Genomic DNA, 15,573 nt, shown 5'->3' with positions numbered 1-15,573 from the left:
GGCCGAGAGTGCCGGGATGCGGCGCCCCCCTGCCCTCCTCCTCCTGACGCTCTGGAGCGCTCCGGCCCTCGCCGAGCCGCTGAGCGCGGGCGGCCCGCCCGATTGCGGCGGCGACGCCTTCTCCTCCGCCCAGGTCGTCGAGAACCGCCCGGCCCGGAAGGGGCCGCTCACCGCCATGCCGCAGACGCTCTGCGCCGACCTCGCGCCCCAGCAGCCGCCGGTGCCGGTCGAGATCTATGCATATCCGGGTCTCCCCGGCGAGATTGGCAGCGGGCCGGCAAACGCCCCATATGGAGCGGGGCCGCCGGGAGACCGGCGGTACTAGCGCCGCGACGGCCTTCCGGTCGAAGGGACCGCCGACCACCCGCATGACTCTCCGTTCCCTCCCCCGCCAGGCCCGCGCCCGCGGCGTCACGGCGGTGCTCGGGCCGACCAATACCGGCAAGACCCATCTCGCCATCGAGCGGATGCTCGCGCACCCGACCGGGATGATCGGGCTGCCCCTGCGCCTGCTCGCCCGCGAGGTCTATCTGCGCGTGGTGGCCAAGGTCGGCCTCGAGAAGGTCGCCCTCGTCACCGGCGAGGAGAAGATCAAGCCCGACCGGCCGCGCTACTGGATCTGCACCATCGAGGCGATGCCCCGCGACCTCGATGTCGCCTTCGTCGCCATCGACGAGATCCAGCTCGCCGCCGACATGGACCGCGGCCACGTCTTCACCGACCGCCTGCTCTACCAGCGCGGCCGCGAGGAGACGCTGCTGATCGGCTCCTCGACCATGCAGCCCCTGGTGCAGGCGCTGATCCCCGGCGTGCAGCCGCAGACGCGGCCGCGCCTGTCGCAGCTCGGCTTCGCCGGGGAGAAGAAGCTCTCCCGCCTGCCCCGGCGCACGGCCATCGTCGCCTTCTCCGCGGAGGAGGTCTACGCCATCGCCGAGCTGATCCGGCGCCAGCGCGGCGGCGCGGCGGTGGTGCTCGGCGCCCTCTCCCCGCGCACCCGCAACGCCCAGGTGGAGCTCTACCAGTCCGGCGAGGTCGATTACCTGGTGGCCACCGACGCGGTCGGCATGGGGCTCAACCTCGACGTCGATCACGTGGCCTTCGCCGCCAACTGGAAATTCGACGGCACCCGGTTCCGCAAGCTCACCGCCGCCGAGATGGGCCAGATCGCCGGCCGGGCCGGCCGCCACACCGCGGACGGTACCTTCGGCTCCACCGGGCGCTGCCCGCCCTTCGAGCCGGACATGGTCGAGGCGCTGGAGAATCACCAGTTCGATCCCGTGCGCGTCCTGCAATGGCGCAACCCGGATCTCGATTTCGCCTCGCTCACCGCCCTGCAGGCGAGCCTCGACGCGCATCCCGACGAGCCGGGGCTGACCCGCGCGCCCATGGGCGAGGACCAGGCGGCGCTGGAAATCCTGATGCGCGACGAAGAGCTGCGCGACATCGCCTCGGGCCGCTCGGGCGTGCAGCGCCTCTGGGACGCCTGCGGCCTGCCCGATTACCGCAAGGTCCATCCCCAGACCCATGCGGATCTCGTGGCGCAGCTCTATCGCTTCCTCATGCGGGGCATGGCCGGGCGCATCCCGAACGACTGGTTCGCCCGCCACGTCGCCATGATCGACCGCACCGACGGCGACATCGACGCCCTGTCCCAGCGCATCGCGCAGGGGCGAACCTGGACCTTCGTGGCCAACCGTCCGGACTGGCTGCTTGATCCTCCGCATTGGCAGGGCGAGACGCGTCGGGTAGAGGACAGGCTGTCCGATGCCCTGCACGAGCGCCTCGCGAGCCGCTTCGTCGACAGGCGCACCAGCGTCCTGATGCGACGCCTGAGAGAGAACGTGATGCTGGAAGCCGAGATCACCTCCGGCGGTGATGTCACCGTCGAGGGTCAACACGTGGGTCACCTGCACGGCTTCCAGTTCGTGCCGGACCCGGCCGCGGAAGGCCAGGAGGCCAAGACCCTGCGCAGCGCCGCCGAGAAGGCGCTGGCCGGCGAGATCGAGGCGCGCGCTGAGCGCTTCTCGGCCACGCCCGATTCCACGCTGGTGCTGTCGCATGACGGCATCATCCGCTGGACGGGCGATCCCGTGGCCAAGCTCACGCCGGGCGACAAGCTGTTCGAGCCGGGCCTGCGCCTCATCGCGGATGACGGCCTGACCGGCCCCGCCCGCGAGAAGGTCGAGGTCCGACTCAACGCCTGGCTCCGGGCGCATGTGGTGCGCCTGCTCGGGCCGCTCATGGAGATCGAGACCGCGGCGGACCTCACCGGCCTCGCCAAGGGCATCGGCTACCAGGTGGTCGAGGCGCTCGGCGTGCTGGAGCGGGCCAAGGTCGGGCACGAGATGAAGAGCCTCGACCAGGACGGCCGGGCTAATCTGCGCCGCCACGGCGTCCGCTTCGGCGCCTACCACATCTTCCTGCCGGCCCTGCTGAAGCCGGCCCCGCGCACCCTGGCGGCCCAGCTCTGGGCCCTGCGCAACGGCGGCCTCGACCAGCGCGGCCTCGACGAGATCGCCCATCTGGCGAGCTCGGGCCGCACCTCGATCAAGGTCGATCCCGAGATCGCCAAGGGGCTCTACCGGGCCGCGGGCTTCCGCGTCTGCGGCGAGCGGGCGGTGCGCGTCGACATCCTGGAGCGCCTGGCCGACCTGATCCGCCCGGCCATCGCCTATCGCCCCGGCACCACCCCGGGCGAGCCCCCGGCGGGGACCGCCGACGGCGACGGCTTCGTCGCCACCGTCAACATGACCTCGCTGGTCGGCTGCTCGGGCGAGGATTTCGCCTCGATCCTGAAGTCGCTGGGCTACGTCTCCGAGACGCGGCCGGGGCCGGCTATCACCGTCCCGCTCGTCCCCGCGGCCCCGACCGTGCCCGCGACGCCGAGCGCGCCGGCCGAGGCGGCGCCCGAGGCGGCCGTGTCCTCCGCGGCGACGCCGGCCCAGGACGCCGCCGATGCGGCCGCTCCGGCGGACGCTTCCGCGGAAGCCGGAGAGGCATCCGCCCCCGAGGCTTCGGCGCCCGAGCCCGGCTCGACCGCCGATGCGGTGGCGCCTGCCCCCATCGGCACGGCCCCCGCCGAGGCGGCGCAGCCCGAGCCCGTGGCCGCCGCCGAGGAGCCGGCTGCGGAGCCGGCCGCCAACGAGGCCCCGGTCCCGGTGGCGGATTCCGCCGCCCTGGCCGCCGCCGTCGAGACCCCGGCCGAGACCGCGCTTGCCGCCGAGGCGGCCCCCGAAGCGGCCGCGCCCGCGGACGAGGCTTCCGCCGAGACCCCGGATGCCGAGCCGGCGGCGCCGGCCGAGCCCGAGACCGTCGAGGTCTGGCATCTGCACCGCTTCCAGCGCTCCGCCGGCCAGCAGCGCCACGGCCGTCCCCGGGGCGACAACCGCGAGGGACGCGGCGGCGAGCGGGAGGCCCGCGGCCCCGGCGGCCCGCAGCGCCGGGGCAACCGGCCGGAAGGCGAGCACCGGGAGCGGCCGGAGGGAGGGCGTGGCCAGGGCGGTCCCCGCCGCGACCGCTTCCGTCCCGAAGGGGGCGAGCCGCCGCGCCACGACCGGCACGACGACAAGCGCCGGGCCGGTCCGCGCGAGGACCAGCGGCCGCCGCGGCGCGAGCGCCAGCCCGATCCGGACTCGCCCTTCGCCAAGCTCGCCGCCCTGAAGGCGCAGCTCGAATCCGCCGAGGGCCGCAAGCGTTGAGGCCACGGCCCGGCCCGATCGCATCGCCGTCGGGCCGGGCTGATCCGTGCTGCCGCCGCGCGCGCTCCGCACGGGCGCGATGAGGGGGCAGCGCCTCGACAAGTGGCTCTGGTTCGCCCGCTTCGCGAAGACGCGGACGCTCGCCGCCCGCCTCGTCGCGGACGGCCATGTCCGCATCAACGGCAAGCGGGCGGAGGCGGCGAGCAAGGCCGTGGCGGTCGGCGACGTGCTCACCATCGCCGTGGCCCACCGCACCGCCGTGGTGCGCGTCCTCGCACCCGGCGAGCGGCGCGGGCCGGCGCCCGAGGCCCAGGGTCTCTACGCGGAGGTCGCCGACACCGCCCCGGAGACGGCGTGAGCCTGCGCCGCGAAGGCGGCTTCCGGCCGAGGACGCGGCGGGCCCCGCGTGAAGAGCGCGCAGGCGAACATGGCAGGGGAGCGACACTTCCCCCTCCGATACGTCCCCCGGCGGGGCGGGCCGCTTGTCAGCTCTTTAGGCAAGGTCTAAGGCGCACGGCAGCGCAGGACGGCGAGCGTCGCGCAGCACTCGAACGGAGCCGGGACGCGACGATCCTCTCGACGTTCGGCGCCGCCTGAGCGAGAGAGACGACCGGAAAGCGTATCCGAGGACCGAGCAGCCCATGACCTACGTCGTCACCGACAACTGCATCAAGTGCAAGTACATGGACTGCGTCGAGGTCTGTCCGGTGGACTGCTTCTACGAGGGCGAGAACATGCTCGTCATCCATCCGGACGAGTGCATCGATTGCGGCGTCTGCGAGCCGGAATGCCCGGCCGAGGCGATCAAGCCCGACACCGAGTCCGACCTGGAGCGCTGGCTGAAGCTCAACGCCGACTACGCCAAGAGCTGGCCCAACATCACCCAGAAGAAGGACGCGCCCGCCGACGCCAAGGAATGGGACGGCGTGGCCGGCAAGCTCGAGGCGCATTTCTCGCCGAACCCCGGCTCCGGCGACTGATCGCCGCGCCGGACCGGATCGGCCCTTCGGGCCGGTCGGACGAGGTTTCGGATCGACCGTGCATAACGCGCGATGCGCGTTGGCGCGGGCGCTGGCATGCGCGGGCAATCCTTTGATTCGACGGCCGGATTGTGGTACACCATCCCTCTGCCGTCGCTCCTGCCCGATGTGCTTTCTCCGCCCGCGCCGACGCGGTTCCCGACAGTGGAAACGGGGTTGCATGACTACGACCGCGAAGGATCTGCCTTTCGCGGTTCGTGGTGGCTTTGGCTGAAGGGACGGCTGCCAGGGAACCGGACGGCGTGCCGAAGCGGCGTCCGGGCAATGGCTTGAGCCGGGTGTCCCGCCCCCGGAAACGTGGAACAGCGCGGATGGACGCCGCGCGGTGATCGGAGGCCCTTCTCGCATGACCACAGCCAAGAAGACGACGGCAGGCCGCCAAGGCTTCAAGACGGGTGAAGCGGTCGTCTATCCGGCGCACGGCGTAGGCCGCATCGTCGCGATCGAGGAGCAGGAGATCGCCGGCTACAAGCTCGAGCTGTTCGTCGTTTCCTTCGAGAAGGACAAGATGGTCCTGCGCGTGCCGACCGCGAAGGCCAACAGCGTCGGCATGCGCAAGCTCGCCGAGCCGGAGCTTGTGAAGAAGGCTCTCGACGTGCTGACCGGCCGCGCCCGGATCAAGCGCACCATGTGGTCGCGCCGCGCCCAGGAATACGAGGCGAAGATCAATTCCGGCGACCTGATCGCCGTTACCGAGGTGGTGCGCGACCTCTACCGCTCGGACGCGCAGCCGGAGCAGTCCTACAGCGAGCGCCAGCTCTACGAGGCGGCCCTCGACCGCGTCGTGCGCGAGATCTCGTCGGTCAACAAGATCACCGAGACCGAGGCGCTGAAGCTGATCGAGCAGAGCCTCGCCAAGTCCCCGCGCCGGGCCAAGGCCGAGGCGGAGACCGAGTCCGACGCCGATGGCGAGGGCGACGACCTGCAGGAGGAGGCCGCCTGAGCGGCCTTCCCCTCGCGAAGACGTGTCTTCCGGAAAACCCGGTGCCCCTGGCGCCGGGTTTTTTGTTGCGCGCGACGGGCCTTGGGCGGGTTCTCCACCGTCCCGAACCCCTCGGGGAAGCGCCGCCCCCTTGATAATTCTCGCCTCGGCGCCACGCGCCGCGCGGAACAACCCCCTCCCCCTTTCGTTGTGCCTGAGCCGGGCATGGGGCCGATGCCCGGGGCCGCCGCCTGTTCTGGGCGGAGCCCGGACCCTCATAAGGCTCGATCGAGAAAGGCGTTTGGGGATGGCAGAGATCGCAGGGATCCGGCGTCAGTTCATTCGGACCGCGATGGAGGCGCCCTTCCTGGCGAGGGAGGAGGAACGGGGGCTCGCCGAGCGCTGGAAGGAGAACCGCGACGAGCGCGCCCTCCACCGCCTGATCTCCGCCCATATGCGCCTCGTGATCGCGCTGGCCGGCCGCTTCCGCCATTACGGCCTGCCCATGGCCGATCTCGTCCAGGAGGGGCATGTCGGCCTGATGGAGGCCGCCGCCCGCTTCGAGCCGGAGCGCGACGTGCGCTTCTCGACCTATGCGACCTGGTGGATCCGGGCCTCGATCCAGGACTACATCCTGCGCAACTGGTCGATCGTGCGCGGCGGCACCAGCTCCGCCCAGAAAGCCCTGTTCTTCAACCTGCGCCGCCTGCGCGCCCGGCTGATGCAATCGACCGAGGAGCAGGTCGGCGACGAGATCCATTCCCGCATCGCCACCGCCATCGGCGTCTCCCGCGAGGACGTGGCCCTGATGGATGCTCGCCTGTCGGGGCCGGACATGTCCCTCAACGCCCCCGTGGGGGAGGAGAGCGAGGCCTCCTCCGAGCGCATGGACTTCCTGGTCGACGGCGCGGCCCTGCCCGACGAGACGGTCTCGGCCATCGTCGACGGCGAGCGCCGGCTGATCTGGCTGAAGCAGGCGCTGACCGTCCTGTCCGAGCGCGAGCTGCGCATTCTGCGCGAGCGTCGCCTCGCCGAGGATCAGGCGACGCTGGAGGCCCTCGGCCACCGGCTCGGCATCTCGAAGGAGCGCGTCCGCCAGATCGAGAACCGGGCCCTGGAGAAGCTGCGCCGGGCGCTGGCCGAGAAGTTCCCGCAATCGGCCGGCAACGTCTACGCCTGAGGTGCGCCCCGCCGCTGCGGCAAGGCGGGATCCGGCCCGGGCGCCGGATCACCGCTCCTGCCGGCGGCGGAATGTCTCGGCGACGGGTGGCTTTTAACCCGAAAGATCAATGCGGCCTTTAGGAAAGACCCCTTAGCGTCACGGGCTGACCGCATCGCGCATCCGGTGGCCCGCCATGACACGATCCCCAGACAGGCTGCTCACGCCCCTGCCGATCCTCGTGGCGCTGATGCCGGTCGCGGCGCTCGCCGCGCTGATCCTGTCCGTCGCCCTCGGCCTGTCCTGGATCGCCGCCGGCGGCCTGTTCTACGGCCTGCTCGCCGCGGCCGAGATGGCCTATCTCCTGGCGGTCGCGACGCGGCTGCGCGCCCGCCCGCTCCCGTTCCCGCGCCGATTCTGACGGATCAGGAGCGCACCGCGTAGACCGCGGGCGCTTCGAGGCGGTGGGCTGCCGGCCCCGAGGCGCCCCGGTTGGCCGCCCCGAGGACGGCTCCGAGGCGCTTCGTCATGAAGTCGATGAAACTCCGCGACTTGGCCGGCAGGAGCCGCGACGTCGTCACGATATAAACCGGCGTCGGCGCCAACCGCCATTCCGGCAGCACCCGCTCCAGGCGTCCGCTCGCGAGGTCGCGGTCGACGCTGATGATGTTGGCGCCCGTGATGCCCTGTCCCGCGATGGCCAGCCGCCGGGCAAGGCTCTGGTTGTTGCACGAGATCGGCCCGCGCACGGACACCTCGGCGGTCTCGCTGTCCCGGGCCAGCGACAGATTCGACAGCCCGGTCGGCGAGGACAGCACCAGTTGATGATTGGCGAGGTCTCCTGGCACCTCGGGTCGCTCACGGGTGGCGAAATAGATCGGCGAGGCGAAGAGCGCGTTGTGCACGTCCGCGATCTTGCGAACGATGAGCGAGGTCTCGCGCGGCTCCTCGATGGTGACGGCGAGATCGTAATTCTCGCCCGCCAGATCGATCGGGGCCGGCTTCAGGTCGATATGGACGTGGATGTGCTCGAAGTTGCGTGAGAATTCCGTGACCAGCCCGGAGAAATGGCGCAGCACCCAGAAGTCCGGCGGCGCGGCGATCTTGAGCATTCCCGTCGGGCCCTTGGCCTCGGCGACCATGTCGTCGAAGGTCTTCTGGGCTTCCTCGACGAGGCGGGTGGCCTGGGCGAGATAAGCCTCGCCGTAGGAGGTAAGCACCAGCTTGCGGGTCGTCCGATCGAGCAGACGCAAGCCGACCGCGGCCTCGAACAGGGTGATCCTGCGCGAGAGCGAAGAAATCGGCATCCCGAGCGCGGCCGCAGCCTGGCTGAAGCTCCTGCGTTTGGCGACTTCAACGAAGAGCGCCATGTCGCGAAGGATCTGCGGATGAGGCATGCAAGTTCCCAGTCGCCGGAAGGGAGACCAAGGCCTGTAGGACCGGCGGGGTTCGTGTCGATATAATGCATGTAAAAATGCTGAAATTCTGACGGCCCGTCAATGGCCCGCCAGGAGTGCGCGGAAAATCAAATTAAATAAAAATTTTCTTGTCATCGAAAGGATCGACAGCGAAAGTTGCTAAGGCAATGTCAAATCTGTCGCTGAAGATGGATCGATCTATGCTCAAGCTTCTCCGTCAATATTTAAAGACGACACCAATACGTACGATAACGGACATTATCGCGTCAAAGTGACACGGAAACATCTTTGACCCTCGGCTGGCGCTGCCCATCCGCGTCGTCGAAGACATGTCCTATGCGCCCGTCTCACGGTGAAAAGTCCTCTTCCGTTGCATGGCTGTCATGCCTCGGTGGCGGCGATCCGGAAATGAATTCGCAGATGCGAGATGCTACTTCTGGGATTGTGGCGGAGGCTCGCAACGGCTTCCCGTAGCGAGCCCGCCGGCCCCTCAAGACTTTCCGTCTCGGATCTTCGATGGACTCCAACGCCTCGCTTCCCAAGCGTTCCTCGGCCGCCGGTGGCTGGGGCGCCCTGAAGAGTTGCGGCAAGCATCTGCTCGGCAGCCGCGCCCCCCTCTCCGGCGCCCGCGCCCTGCTCTCCGCCAACCAGCCGGACGGCTTCGACTGCCCGGGCTGCGCCTGGGGCGACCCGGCTCACGGGTCCTCCTTCGAGTTCTGCGAGAACGGCGTGAAGGCGGTCTCCTGGGAGGCGACTGACAAGCGCGTCACGCCGCTGTTCTTCGCCCGGCACACGGTCTCCGAGCTGCGGCAATGGACCGACTACGCGCTGGAGAGCGAAGGTCGCCTGACCCAGCCGATGCGCTACGATGCGGGCCTCGACCGCTACGTCGCCGTGCCCTGGGACGAGGCCTTTGCCGAGATCGGTGCGGTGCTGCGCGGGCTCGACCATCCCGACCGGGCCGAGTTCTACACCTCCGGCCGCGCCTCCAACGAGGCGGCCTATCTCTACCAGCTCTTCGCCCGCCTCTACGGCACCAACAACTTCCCCGATTGCTCCAACATGTGCCACGAGGCGAGCGGCGTCGCCCTGCAGGCGGCGATCGGCGTCGGCAAGGGCACGGTGCTGCTCGAGGATTTCGAGAAGGCGGACGCGATCTTCTGCGTCGGTCAGAACCCGGGCACCAACCATCCGCGCATGCTGGGCGACCTGCGCCGGGCCGCCGAGCGCGGCGCCCGCGTCGTCGTGTTCAACCCCGTGCGTGAGCGCGGCCTGGAGCGCTTCGCCGATCCGCAGAACAGCGTCGAGATGCTGCGCGGCGCGAGCCGCCCCATCGCCAGCCACTACTATCAGCCGCGCCTCGGCGGCGACATGGCTGCCTTCCGGGGCATCGCGAAGGTGGTCTTCGCCCGGGACGCCGCGGCGCTGGCCGCCGGCAAGCCCTCGCTGCTCGACCATTCCTTCCTGGCCAAGCACTCCGCCGGCTACGAGGCCTATCGCGCCGCCGTCGAGGCGACCAGCTGGGAGGCGATCCTCGATCAGTCCGGCCTGACCCGGGAGGAGATCGAGACCGCGGCCGAGGTCTATCTCGGCGCCGACAAGGTCATCGCCACCTGGGCGATGGGCGTCACCCAGCACCGCCATTCCGTGGCGACGATCCGCGAGATCGCCAACGTCCTGTTTCTGCGCGGCCATGTCGGCCGGCCCGGCACGGGCCTCTGCCCGGTGCGGGGCCATTCCAACGTGCAGGGCGACCGTACCGTCGGCATCAACGAGAAGCCGCCGGCCGCCCTTCTCGACGCCCTCGAGCGGGAGATCGGTGTCGCGGTCCCTCGCCGCCACGGCCACAACGTGCTCGCGGCCATCGGCGCCATGCTCGACGGCTCGTCCAGGGCCTTCATCGGCCTCGGCGGCAACTTCGCCCGCGCCACGCCGGATTCGGCCCTGGTCGCCAAGGCGCTGTCCTCCTGCGAGCTCACCGTCCACATCGCGACGAAGCTCAACCACTCGCACCTGCTGCCGGGCCGCGTCGCCTATGTGCTGCCCTGCCTGGGCCGCACCGAGATCGACCGCAACAGCAAGGGCAAGGTCCAGATCGTGACCGTCGAGGATTCGATGAGCATGGTCCACGGCTCGGGCGGCATCAACAAGCCGGCCTCGCCGCATCTGCGCTCCGAGGTGGCGATCATCGCCGGCATGGCCGCGGCTACGGTGGGCTCGGAGCGGGTCGATTGGGCGGCGCTTGCCGACGATCACGACAAGATCCGCGACCTCATCGAGAAGACCATCCCCGGTTTCTCCGGCTACAACCTGCGCGTCCGGCGTCCGCGGGGCTTCATGCTGCGCAACCTCGCCGCCGAGCGGGTTTTCGAGACGACGACAGGCAAGGCCAACTTCTCCGCCGATGCCCTGCCGGCGCAGACCGAGCACCAGCGCGCCTCCGGGATTCCGGACACCTTCGTGCTTCAGACCTTCCGCAGCCACGACCAGTACAACACCACGATCTACGGCCTCGACGACCGCTATCGTGGTGTCTACGGCGAGCGCCGCGTGATCTTCGCCAATCCGGACGACCTCGCCGCCCTGAAGGCGAAGTTCGGCGATCGGGTCGACGTGGTCGGCCTGCATGCGGACGGAATCGAGCGGGTGGCGGAGGATTTCCGTCTCGTGCCCTTCGACATGCCCCGGGGCAGCCTCGCTGGCTACTACCCCGAGCTGAACGTCCTGGTGCCGCTCTCGACCTTCGGTGAGTTCTCCGACACGCCGACCTCGAAATCCGTCCTCGTCACCATACGGGCGCGGGCGGCGGCTGCCGCCGCGGCATGAGTGAGCCTCCCGCCGATGCGGAGACCTTCCTGGCGGCGGCCGAGACGCTCTCCGCCCTGCGCCCGGAACTGAGCCTGCTCGAAGCCGGCATCCTGGCCGGGCTTCACCTCGGTTTCTCTGCGGATAGTCGCAGCTTCGCCCGGGTCTTCGGGGTGGAGCATGCCCTGGTGCTGCGGGCGGTGGAGACCCTGACCGGGGCAGCCCTCATCGTAGTGACGACCCGCGACCCCCGCACCCAGCGCACGCGCTACGCGGCGAGCCCCGAGGGCCGCGACGTGCTCTCGGCCCTCTCCTCCTGAGCGCCGGGCACGGCGCGTGTCTGAGGCCATGAGAAAAGGGGGGCAGCTTCCCGCCCCCCTTCCCCGGGTCTGACGGCTGGGCGCCGCCGATGGCCGATCAGTAATCGTAGTCGCGGCGGTATCCGCGGTCCCTGCGGTCGCCGAAGCGTTGCTGGCGGTAGTAGCGGTCGTCGTCCCGGCGCATCATCTCGCGGCGATCGTCGCGGTCGCGCTGGGCGCGGGAGCGCAGGTCCACCCCCGGGCCGTTCGGCCCCAGATAGATCTGCTGCGCGCTGGCCGATATCGTCCCGGCACCCACCATCGAAGTGGCGAGAACGGCGCCGGCGAGCAAGGTCTTCATGGACTTCATGATCGTTGCCTCCTTTCTCATCGTCGGAAGGCCAATGCATCGCCTGTCGGGATGTTCCCGGGAGACTGATGTCCGGGCAGCCTGATCCCGCTTTCGATCCGCGCGATTCTCGTCCAGACGGAGAAAGAGCCTTCCAATATGCCGGCCCGTGAGCTGATCTATTATCCTGATCCCCGTCTGCGCGCCGTCGCGCAGCCCGTGACGCGGTTCGATGCCGATCTGTGCGCCCTGGCCGACGATCTGCTCGAGACCCTGGCGGCGGTCTCCGCGATCGGGCTGACGGCGGTGCATCTCGGCGTGCCGCAGCGGGTCGCGATCATCCGCCTGCAGCCCGATCTCGCCCCCGTCCTCTACGTCAATCCGGAGATCGCTGCGGCCTCGGCCGAGACGGCGTCGCATCAGGAGGGCAGCGTCTCGATGCCGGGCGTGATGGAGCCGGTGGAGCGTCCCGCCGCGGTCACGGTGCGCTACCGCGACCTCGACGGCGCGGCGCAGGAGGAGCAGGCGGAGGGATTCCTCGCCGCCTGTCTTCAGCACGAGATCGACCAGCTCGACGGCGTCTTCTGGATCGAGCGGCTGACGCGGCTGCGGCGCGAGCGGGCGCTCAAGCGCTACGCCAAGCTGCGCCGAACGGCGGGCTGAGGCTCAGCTGGCCTTCTCCAGCACCACGCGCAGCTTCTCGGCGAGCTGCTCCCGGCGATAGGGCTTGCCGAGGAGCGGCAGGTCGCCCGGCAGGTTCTGCGGCGCGCCGGTATAGCCCGAGGTCAGGAGAACCCGCAGGCCTGGCCGCAGGCGTCGGGCCTCCACGGCGAGCTGCACGCCGTTCATGCCGCCGGGCATCACCACGTCCGAGAACAGGATGTCGATGCGCTCGGGCCCCCGAAGCCGGTCGAGGGCGGCGGCGGCATGGGTCGCGGTGAGGGTGCGGTAGCCGAGCTCGCTCAGGCTCTCCACCGCCATCTCCAGCACGCCCGGCTCGTCCTCGACGGCGAGCACCACCTCGCCCTGCGTCGCCCGGCGCAGAGGAATCGCCGTATCCGGGCGCGGGGGCGCCGCCGCTTCGGCGGAACGGGGCAGGTAGAGCTCCACCGTCGTGCCCTCGCCGGGCACGCTCTTCAGCCGGGCATAGCCGCCGGCCTGGCGCACGAAGCCGTAGACCTGGCTCAGGCCGAGGCCGGTGCCCCGGCCGACATCCTTGGTGGTGAAGAACGGCTCGAAGGCATGGGCGAGCACGGCCGGCTCCATGCCCGTGCCGGTATCGCTCACCGCCACCAGCACGTAGGGCCCCGGCGTGAGGTCGGGACGGTCGGCGATCTCCCGTTCGGAGAGCGTCGCGTTGCAGGTCCTCAGGGTGAGGGTGCCGCCGCCCTGCATGGCGTCGCGGGCGTTCACCGCGAGGTTGAGCACCGCGTTCTCGAACTGGCCCGGGTCGATCCGTACGGGATCGAGCACCGGGTCGAGGTCGAGACGGACCCGGACCGTCTCCCCCACGGCGCGGCCGAGCAGCCCCTGGAAATCCCGGAGCAGGCGGTTGGGGTTCACGGTCTCCGGCCGCAGCACCTGCCGGCGCGAGAAGGCGAGAAGCTTCTCGGTGAGCTCCGCCCCCCGACGGGCCGCCTGCAGGCTCGACCCGGCGAGCCGCTCGACCCGCGCCCGGTTGTCGGGGGCGCGGGCGATCATGTCGAGATTGCCGGTGATGATGGTCAGGAGGTTGTTGAAGTCGTGGGCGACGCCGCCGGTGAGCTGGCCCACCGCCTCCATCTTCTGGGCTTGGGCGAGCCGTTCCTCGGCCTCGTGCCGCTCGGTCGTGTCCATGACCACGCCCGCCATGGAACGCAGGCGGCCATCCGCGCCGCGATAGCCGCGGCCGCGCATCAGGATCCAGCGCTGGGTGCCGTCATCGGCGCGGGTGATGCGGCATTGCAGGTCGAGCCGCTCGGTGGCCTCGACCGCCTGGAGAGCGGCGCGGGCCGCGGCCCGGTCCTCCGGAACCACGTGGGCGAGGAAGGCGTCCAGCGTCCACCCCGCCACCGGCTGGGCATGCCCGAAGATCGCGTCGTGCCGGGGCGTGCGGCGCGTGGCGCCGGTGACGAAGTCGATCTCCCAGTCGCCCATGCCAGCCGCGTCGAGGGCGAGGGCGAGGCTGTCCCGGGCCGATTGCAGGGCTGCCTTCTCGCGCCCCCGCTCCCGGGCGGTGGTCTCCGCCCGCTCCTGCAGCACGTCGACCTCCCGCAGGTAGACGCCCAGCAGGATGATGCCGGCGACCAGGGCTTCGAGCCGCCCGGCCAGCCAGCCGAGGGTGCCGCGGGCCCCGCCGGAAAGCGTGACGAGGTTGTCGAAGACGAGGAGCAGCAGCGAGACCGCGAGCCAGAGCTGCAGGACCGTCCGCAGCCGCGTCGTCCAGCACAGCAGGGCGAGCGCCAGCACGGTCAGCCCCATCACCGCGGGACCGATCCCGGTGGTGGTGAGCAGGCGATAGTCGTCGCCCTCGACGCTGCGGGGCAGCCAGCCGACGTAGCGGGTCACGGCGAGGGCGACGAGCACCACCAGTCCGAGGGTCGCCGCGACCGCGAGCAGCGCCTGACGGCCGGAGACCTTCCGCTGCCCGCCGCTGCGCTCGAGGAGGGTGAAGGGCAGCGCGAAGAGCGGCGGTCCGATATGCCAGAAGGTCCAGAGCCAGATCGTCGTGTCGGGGCTGTTCCCGACGAGGCGCCCGGGCGCCAGCACGTTCGGGAAGGAGAGGAGCTGCAGCAGCACCATCAGCATCACGAACAGGCTGCCGAGGCCCATGGTGAGGAGGGCCGCCGAACCCGTGCGGCGGTGCTGCGCGAGGAAGAGGTAGCTGGTCAGCGCGTAGACGACGATGAGCGTCGATTGGTAGACCGGGACGAAGCCCGGGACCGGCGGGGCCGGCTGGGACGCGACCGGCAGAAGGCCGAGGGTCACCGCGCCGAAGGCGAGGCAGACCAGCAGCGCCAGCCCGCGCTGCCTGCGATTCGCCTGCGTCGTGGCCAGGGTCGACGGGATCTCGTCGGACTGGCCCGAGCGGCTCGCGAGCATGGAACAGCTTCCGGTCGAGGCGATGCGGAGACCCGAGCCGGGACGGCGGCCCCTCGCCATTGCTATCAGACCTAGCATGCAGCCGAAGGGCTCACCATCACGTTGCAGCCGGGTGCGGACATCCGCTCTCGGGTGTTGCCGCGCGGCGACCTGCGCGTGGTGCGCCGGGCTGCGGCCATGCTAGAGGGCCGCATGGATCCGGCTCGTCCTCCGCTTCGCCGCCGCGCCCGTCCTGTCGGCCTCGCACTGCTGCTCGCCTGCGGTCTCGCTCCAGCGCCGATGCGGGCCCAGGCCCTTTCGCAGGAGGCGGCCCCGCCCGCGCGGTCGCGCCCCGACTCGGCCCGGCCTCCGGCCCTCGGCTGCACCTCGCTTGCCAATCTCCGGATGCTGCTGCGGGATACGAAGGGCGATCCCAGCGCGGCCCTCGCCAAGGCGCAGGACCCCCGCTCCGATCTCGGCTGCGGCCCGGTCGATCCCGGGACGGTAACCGAGCTTGCCGAGCATCTCGTCCTCGACGGCCAGGCCTATGATTGCCTGTCCTTACGAGACCACGGGATGTGCCACTGGACGCTCGCCGGCGCGCTCGTCCCGGTACAGGCCGCGCCCCGCAAGACCCGCGGGCCCGAGAAGCCGCCGTCCGGCGTGGAAAAGCCCCGCCGCTGAAGCCCCGCCGAAGCCGGTGGCGGTAGCCGCTTTCCGGGTGGCGTTAAGCATGACACGCCTGCACGGCACGATTGCGTGAAACCCTCAAGCTTGCTCCTGCGTTGCTGCTCGGGCGCCCGTCTTCGGCCGTGCGCTCAGG

Annotated in this window: 14 protein-coding genes; 11 read left to right on the top strand and 3 right to left on the bottom strand. The window is 70.6% G+C overall.

The annotated features are described in order from the left end of the window. Nucleotides 1–16: 16 nt before the first annotated feature. The 7 genes from MMB17_RS17155 (at nucleotide 17) to MMB17_RS17125 (ending at nucleotide 7,240) form a co-directional block, all read left to right on the top strand. On the top strand, nucleotides 17–325 hold the full coding sequence (locus MMB17_RS17155) for a hypothetical protein (protein ID WP_241099670.1): 309 nt from the start codon (nucleotides 17–19) through the stop codon (nucleotides 323–325). Nucleotides 326–368: 43 nt separating this feature from the next. Beyond that, complete coding sequence (locus MMB17_RS17150; RefSeq protein WP_241099669.1) at nucleotides 369–3,698, top strand: helicase-related protein; 3,330 nt, start codon at nucleotides 369–371, stop codon at nucleotides 3,696–3,698. Between the two features lie 79 nt (nucleotides 3,699–3,777). Further along, nucleotides 3,778–4,056, top strand: a complete 279-nt coding sequence (locus MMB17_RS17145) for an RNA-binding S4 domain-containing protein (protein WP_238311239.1) — start codon at nucleotides 3,778–3,780, stop codon at nucleotides 4,054–4,056. Between the two features lie 283 nt (nucleotides 4,057–4,339). Continuing rightward, nucleotides 4,340–4,678: a ferredoxin FdxA gene (gene fdxA, locus MMB17_RS17140; protein ID WP_238310998.1), complete on the top strand. Its 339-nt coding sequence runs from the start codon at nucleotides 4,340–4,342 to the stop codon at nucleotides 4,676–4,678. A 406-nt stretch (nucleotides 4,679–5,084) separates the two neighbouring features. Beyond that, nucleotides 5,085–5,681, top strand: a complete 597-nt coding sequence (locus MMB17_RS17135) for a CarD family transcriptional regulator (protein WP_238310997.1) — start codon at nucleotides 5,085–5,087, stop codon at nucleotides 5,679–5,681. 286 nt (nucleotides 5,682–5,967) lie between these two features. Next, nucleotides 5,968–6,840, top strand: coding sequence for an RNA polymerase factor sigma-32 (locus MMB17_RS17130; protein ID WP_238310996.1), 873 nt, complete (start codon nucleotides 5,968–5,970; stop codon nucleotides 6,838–6,840). A 175-nt stretch (nucleotides 6,841–7,015) separates the two neighbouring features. Beyond that, nucleotides 7,016–7,240: a hypothetical protein gene (locus MMB17_RS17125; protein ID WP_241099668.1), complete on the top strand. Its 225-nt coding sequence runs from the start codon at nucleotides 7,016–7,018 to the stop codon at nucleotides 7,238–7,240. A 4-nt stretch (nucleotides 7,241–7,244) separates the two neighbouring features. Here MMB17_RS17125 and MMB17_RS17120 read toward each other — a convergent pair whose 3' ends face one another. Continuing rightward, entirely contained in the window at nucleotides 7,245–8,189 is a 945-nt protein-coding gene (locus MMB17_RS17120) for a LysR family transcriptional regulator (protein WP_241099667.1), read from the bottom strand. Between the two features lie 564 nt (nucleotides 8,190–8,753). On the opposite strand from MMB17_RS17120, the gene MMB17_RS17115 reads away from it, so the two are divergent. Together MMB17_RS17115 and MMB17_RS17110 are read left to right on the top strand one after the other, a co-directional pair. Continuing rightward, on the top strand, nucleotides 8,754–11,063 hold the full coding sequence (locus tag MMB17_RS17115; protein WP_241099666.1) for an FdhF/YdeP family oxidoreductase: 2,310 nt from the start codon (nucleotides 8,754–8,756) through the stop codon (nucleotides 11,061–11,063). Continuing rightward, nucleotides 11,060–11,362, top strand: a complete 303-nt coding sequence (locus MMB17_RS17110) for a hypothetical protein (RefSeq protein ID WP_238310992.1) — start codon at nucleotides 11,060–11,062, stop codon at nucleotides 11,360–11,362. Before MMB17_RS17115 ends, MMB17_RS17110 begins: the two co-directional genes overlap by 4 nt. Nucleotides 11,363–11,459: 97 nt before the next feature. On the opposite strand, the gene MMB17_RS17105 is transcribed toward MMB17_RS17110, so the two are convergent. Then, entirely contained in the window at nucleotides 11,460–11,711 is a 252-nt protein-coding gene (locus MMB17_RS17105; RefSeq protein WP_373324979.1) for a hypothetical protein, read from the bottom strand. A 138-nt stretch (nucleotides 11,712–11,849) separates the two neighbouring features. On the opposite strand from MMB17_RS17105, the gene MMB17_RS17100 reads away from it, so the two are divergent. Next, entirely contained in the window at nucleotides 11,850–12,353 is a 504-nt protein-coding gene (locus tag MMB17_RS17100) for a peptide deformylase (protein WP_241099665.1), read from the top strand. A 3-nt stretch (nucleotides 12,354–12,356) separates the two neighbouring features. On the opposite strand, the gene MMB17_RS17095 is transcribed toward MMB17_RS17100, so the two are convergent. After that, the gene (locus MMB17_RS17095; protein WP_241099664.1) at nucleotides 12,357–14,771 is read right to left on the bottom strand and encodes an MASE4 domain-containing protein; all 2,415 of its coding nucleotides are present in this window, start codon (nucleotides 14,769–14,771) and stop codon (nucleotides 12,357–12,359) included. A gap of 192 nt (nucleotides 14,772–14,963) precedes the next feature. Here MMB17_RS17095 and MMB17_RS17090 point away from each other — a divergent pair, with 192 nt between their 5' ends. Beyond that, nucleotides 14,964–15,434 carry a hypothetical protein gene (locus tag MMB17_RS17090; protein ID WP_241099663.1) on the top strand — a complete coding sequence of 157 codons (471 nt, stop codon included), beginning with the start codon at nucleotides 14,964–14,966 and terminating at the stop codon, nucleotides 15,432–15,434. Nucleotides 15,435–15,573 lie beyond the last annotated feature (139 nt).

It is taken from the genome of Methylobacterium organophilum (assembly GCF_022533465.1).
Lineage (GTDB): Bacteria > Pseudomonadota > Alphaproteobacteria > Rhizobiales > Beijerinckiaceae > Methylobacterium > Methylobacterium organophilum.
Note: the sequence above shows the minus strand (reverse complement) of the source record. Positions and strands in the feature narration are given on the sequence as shown.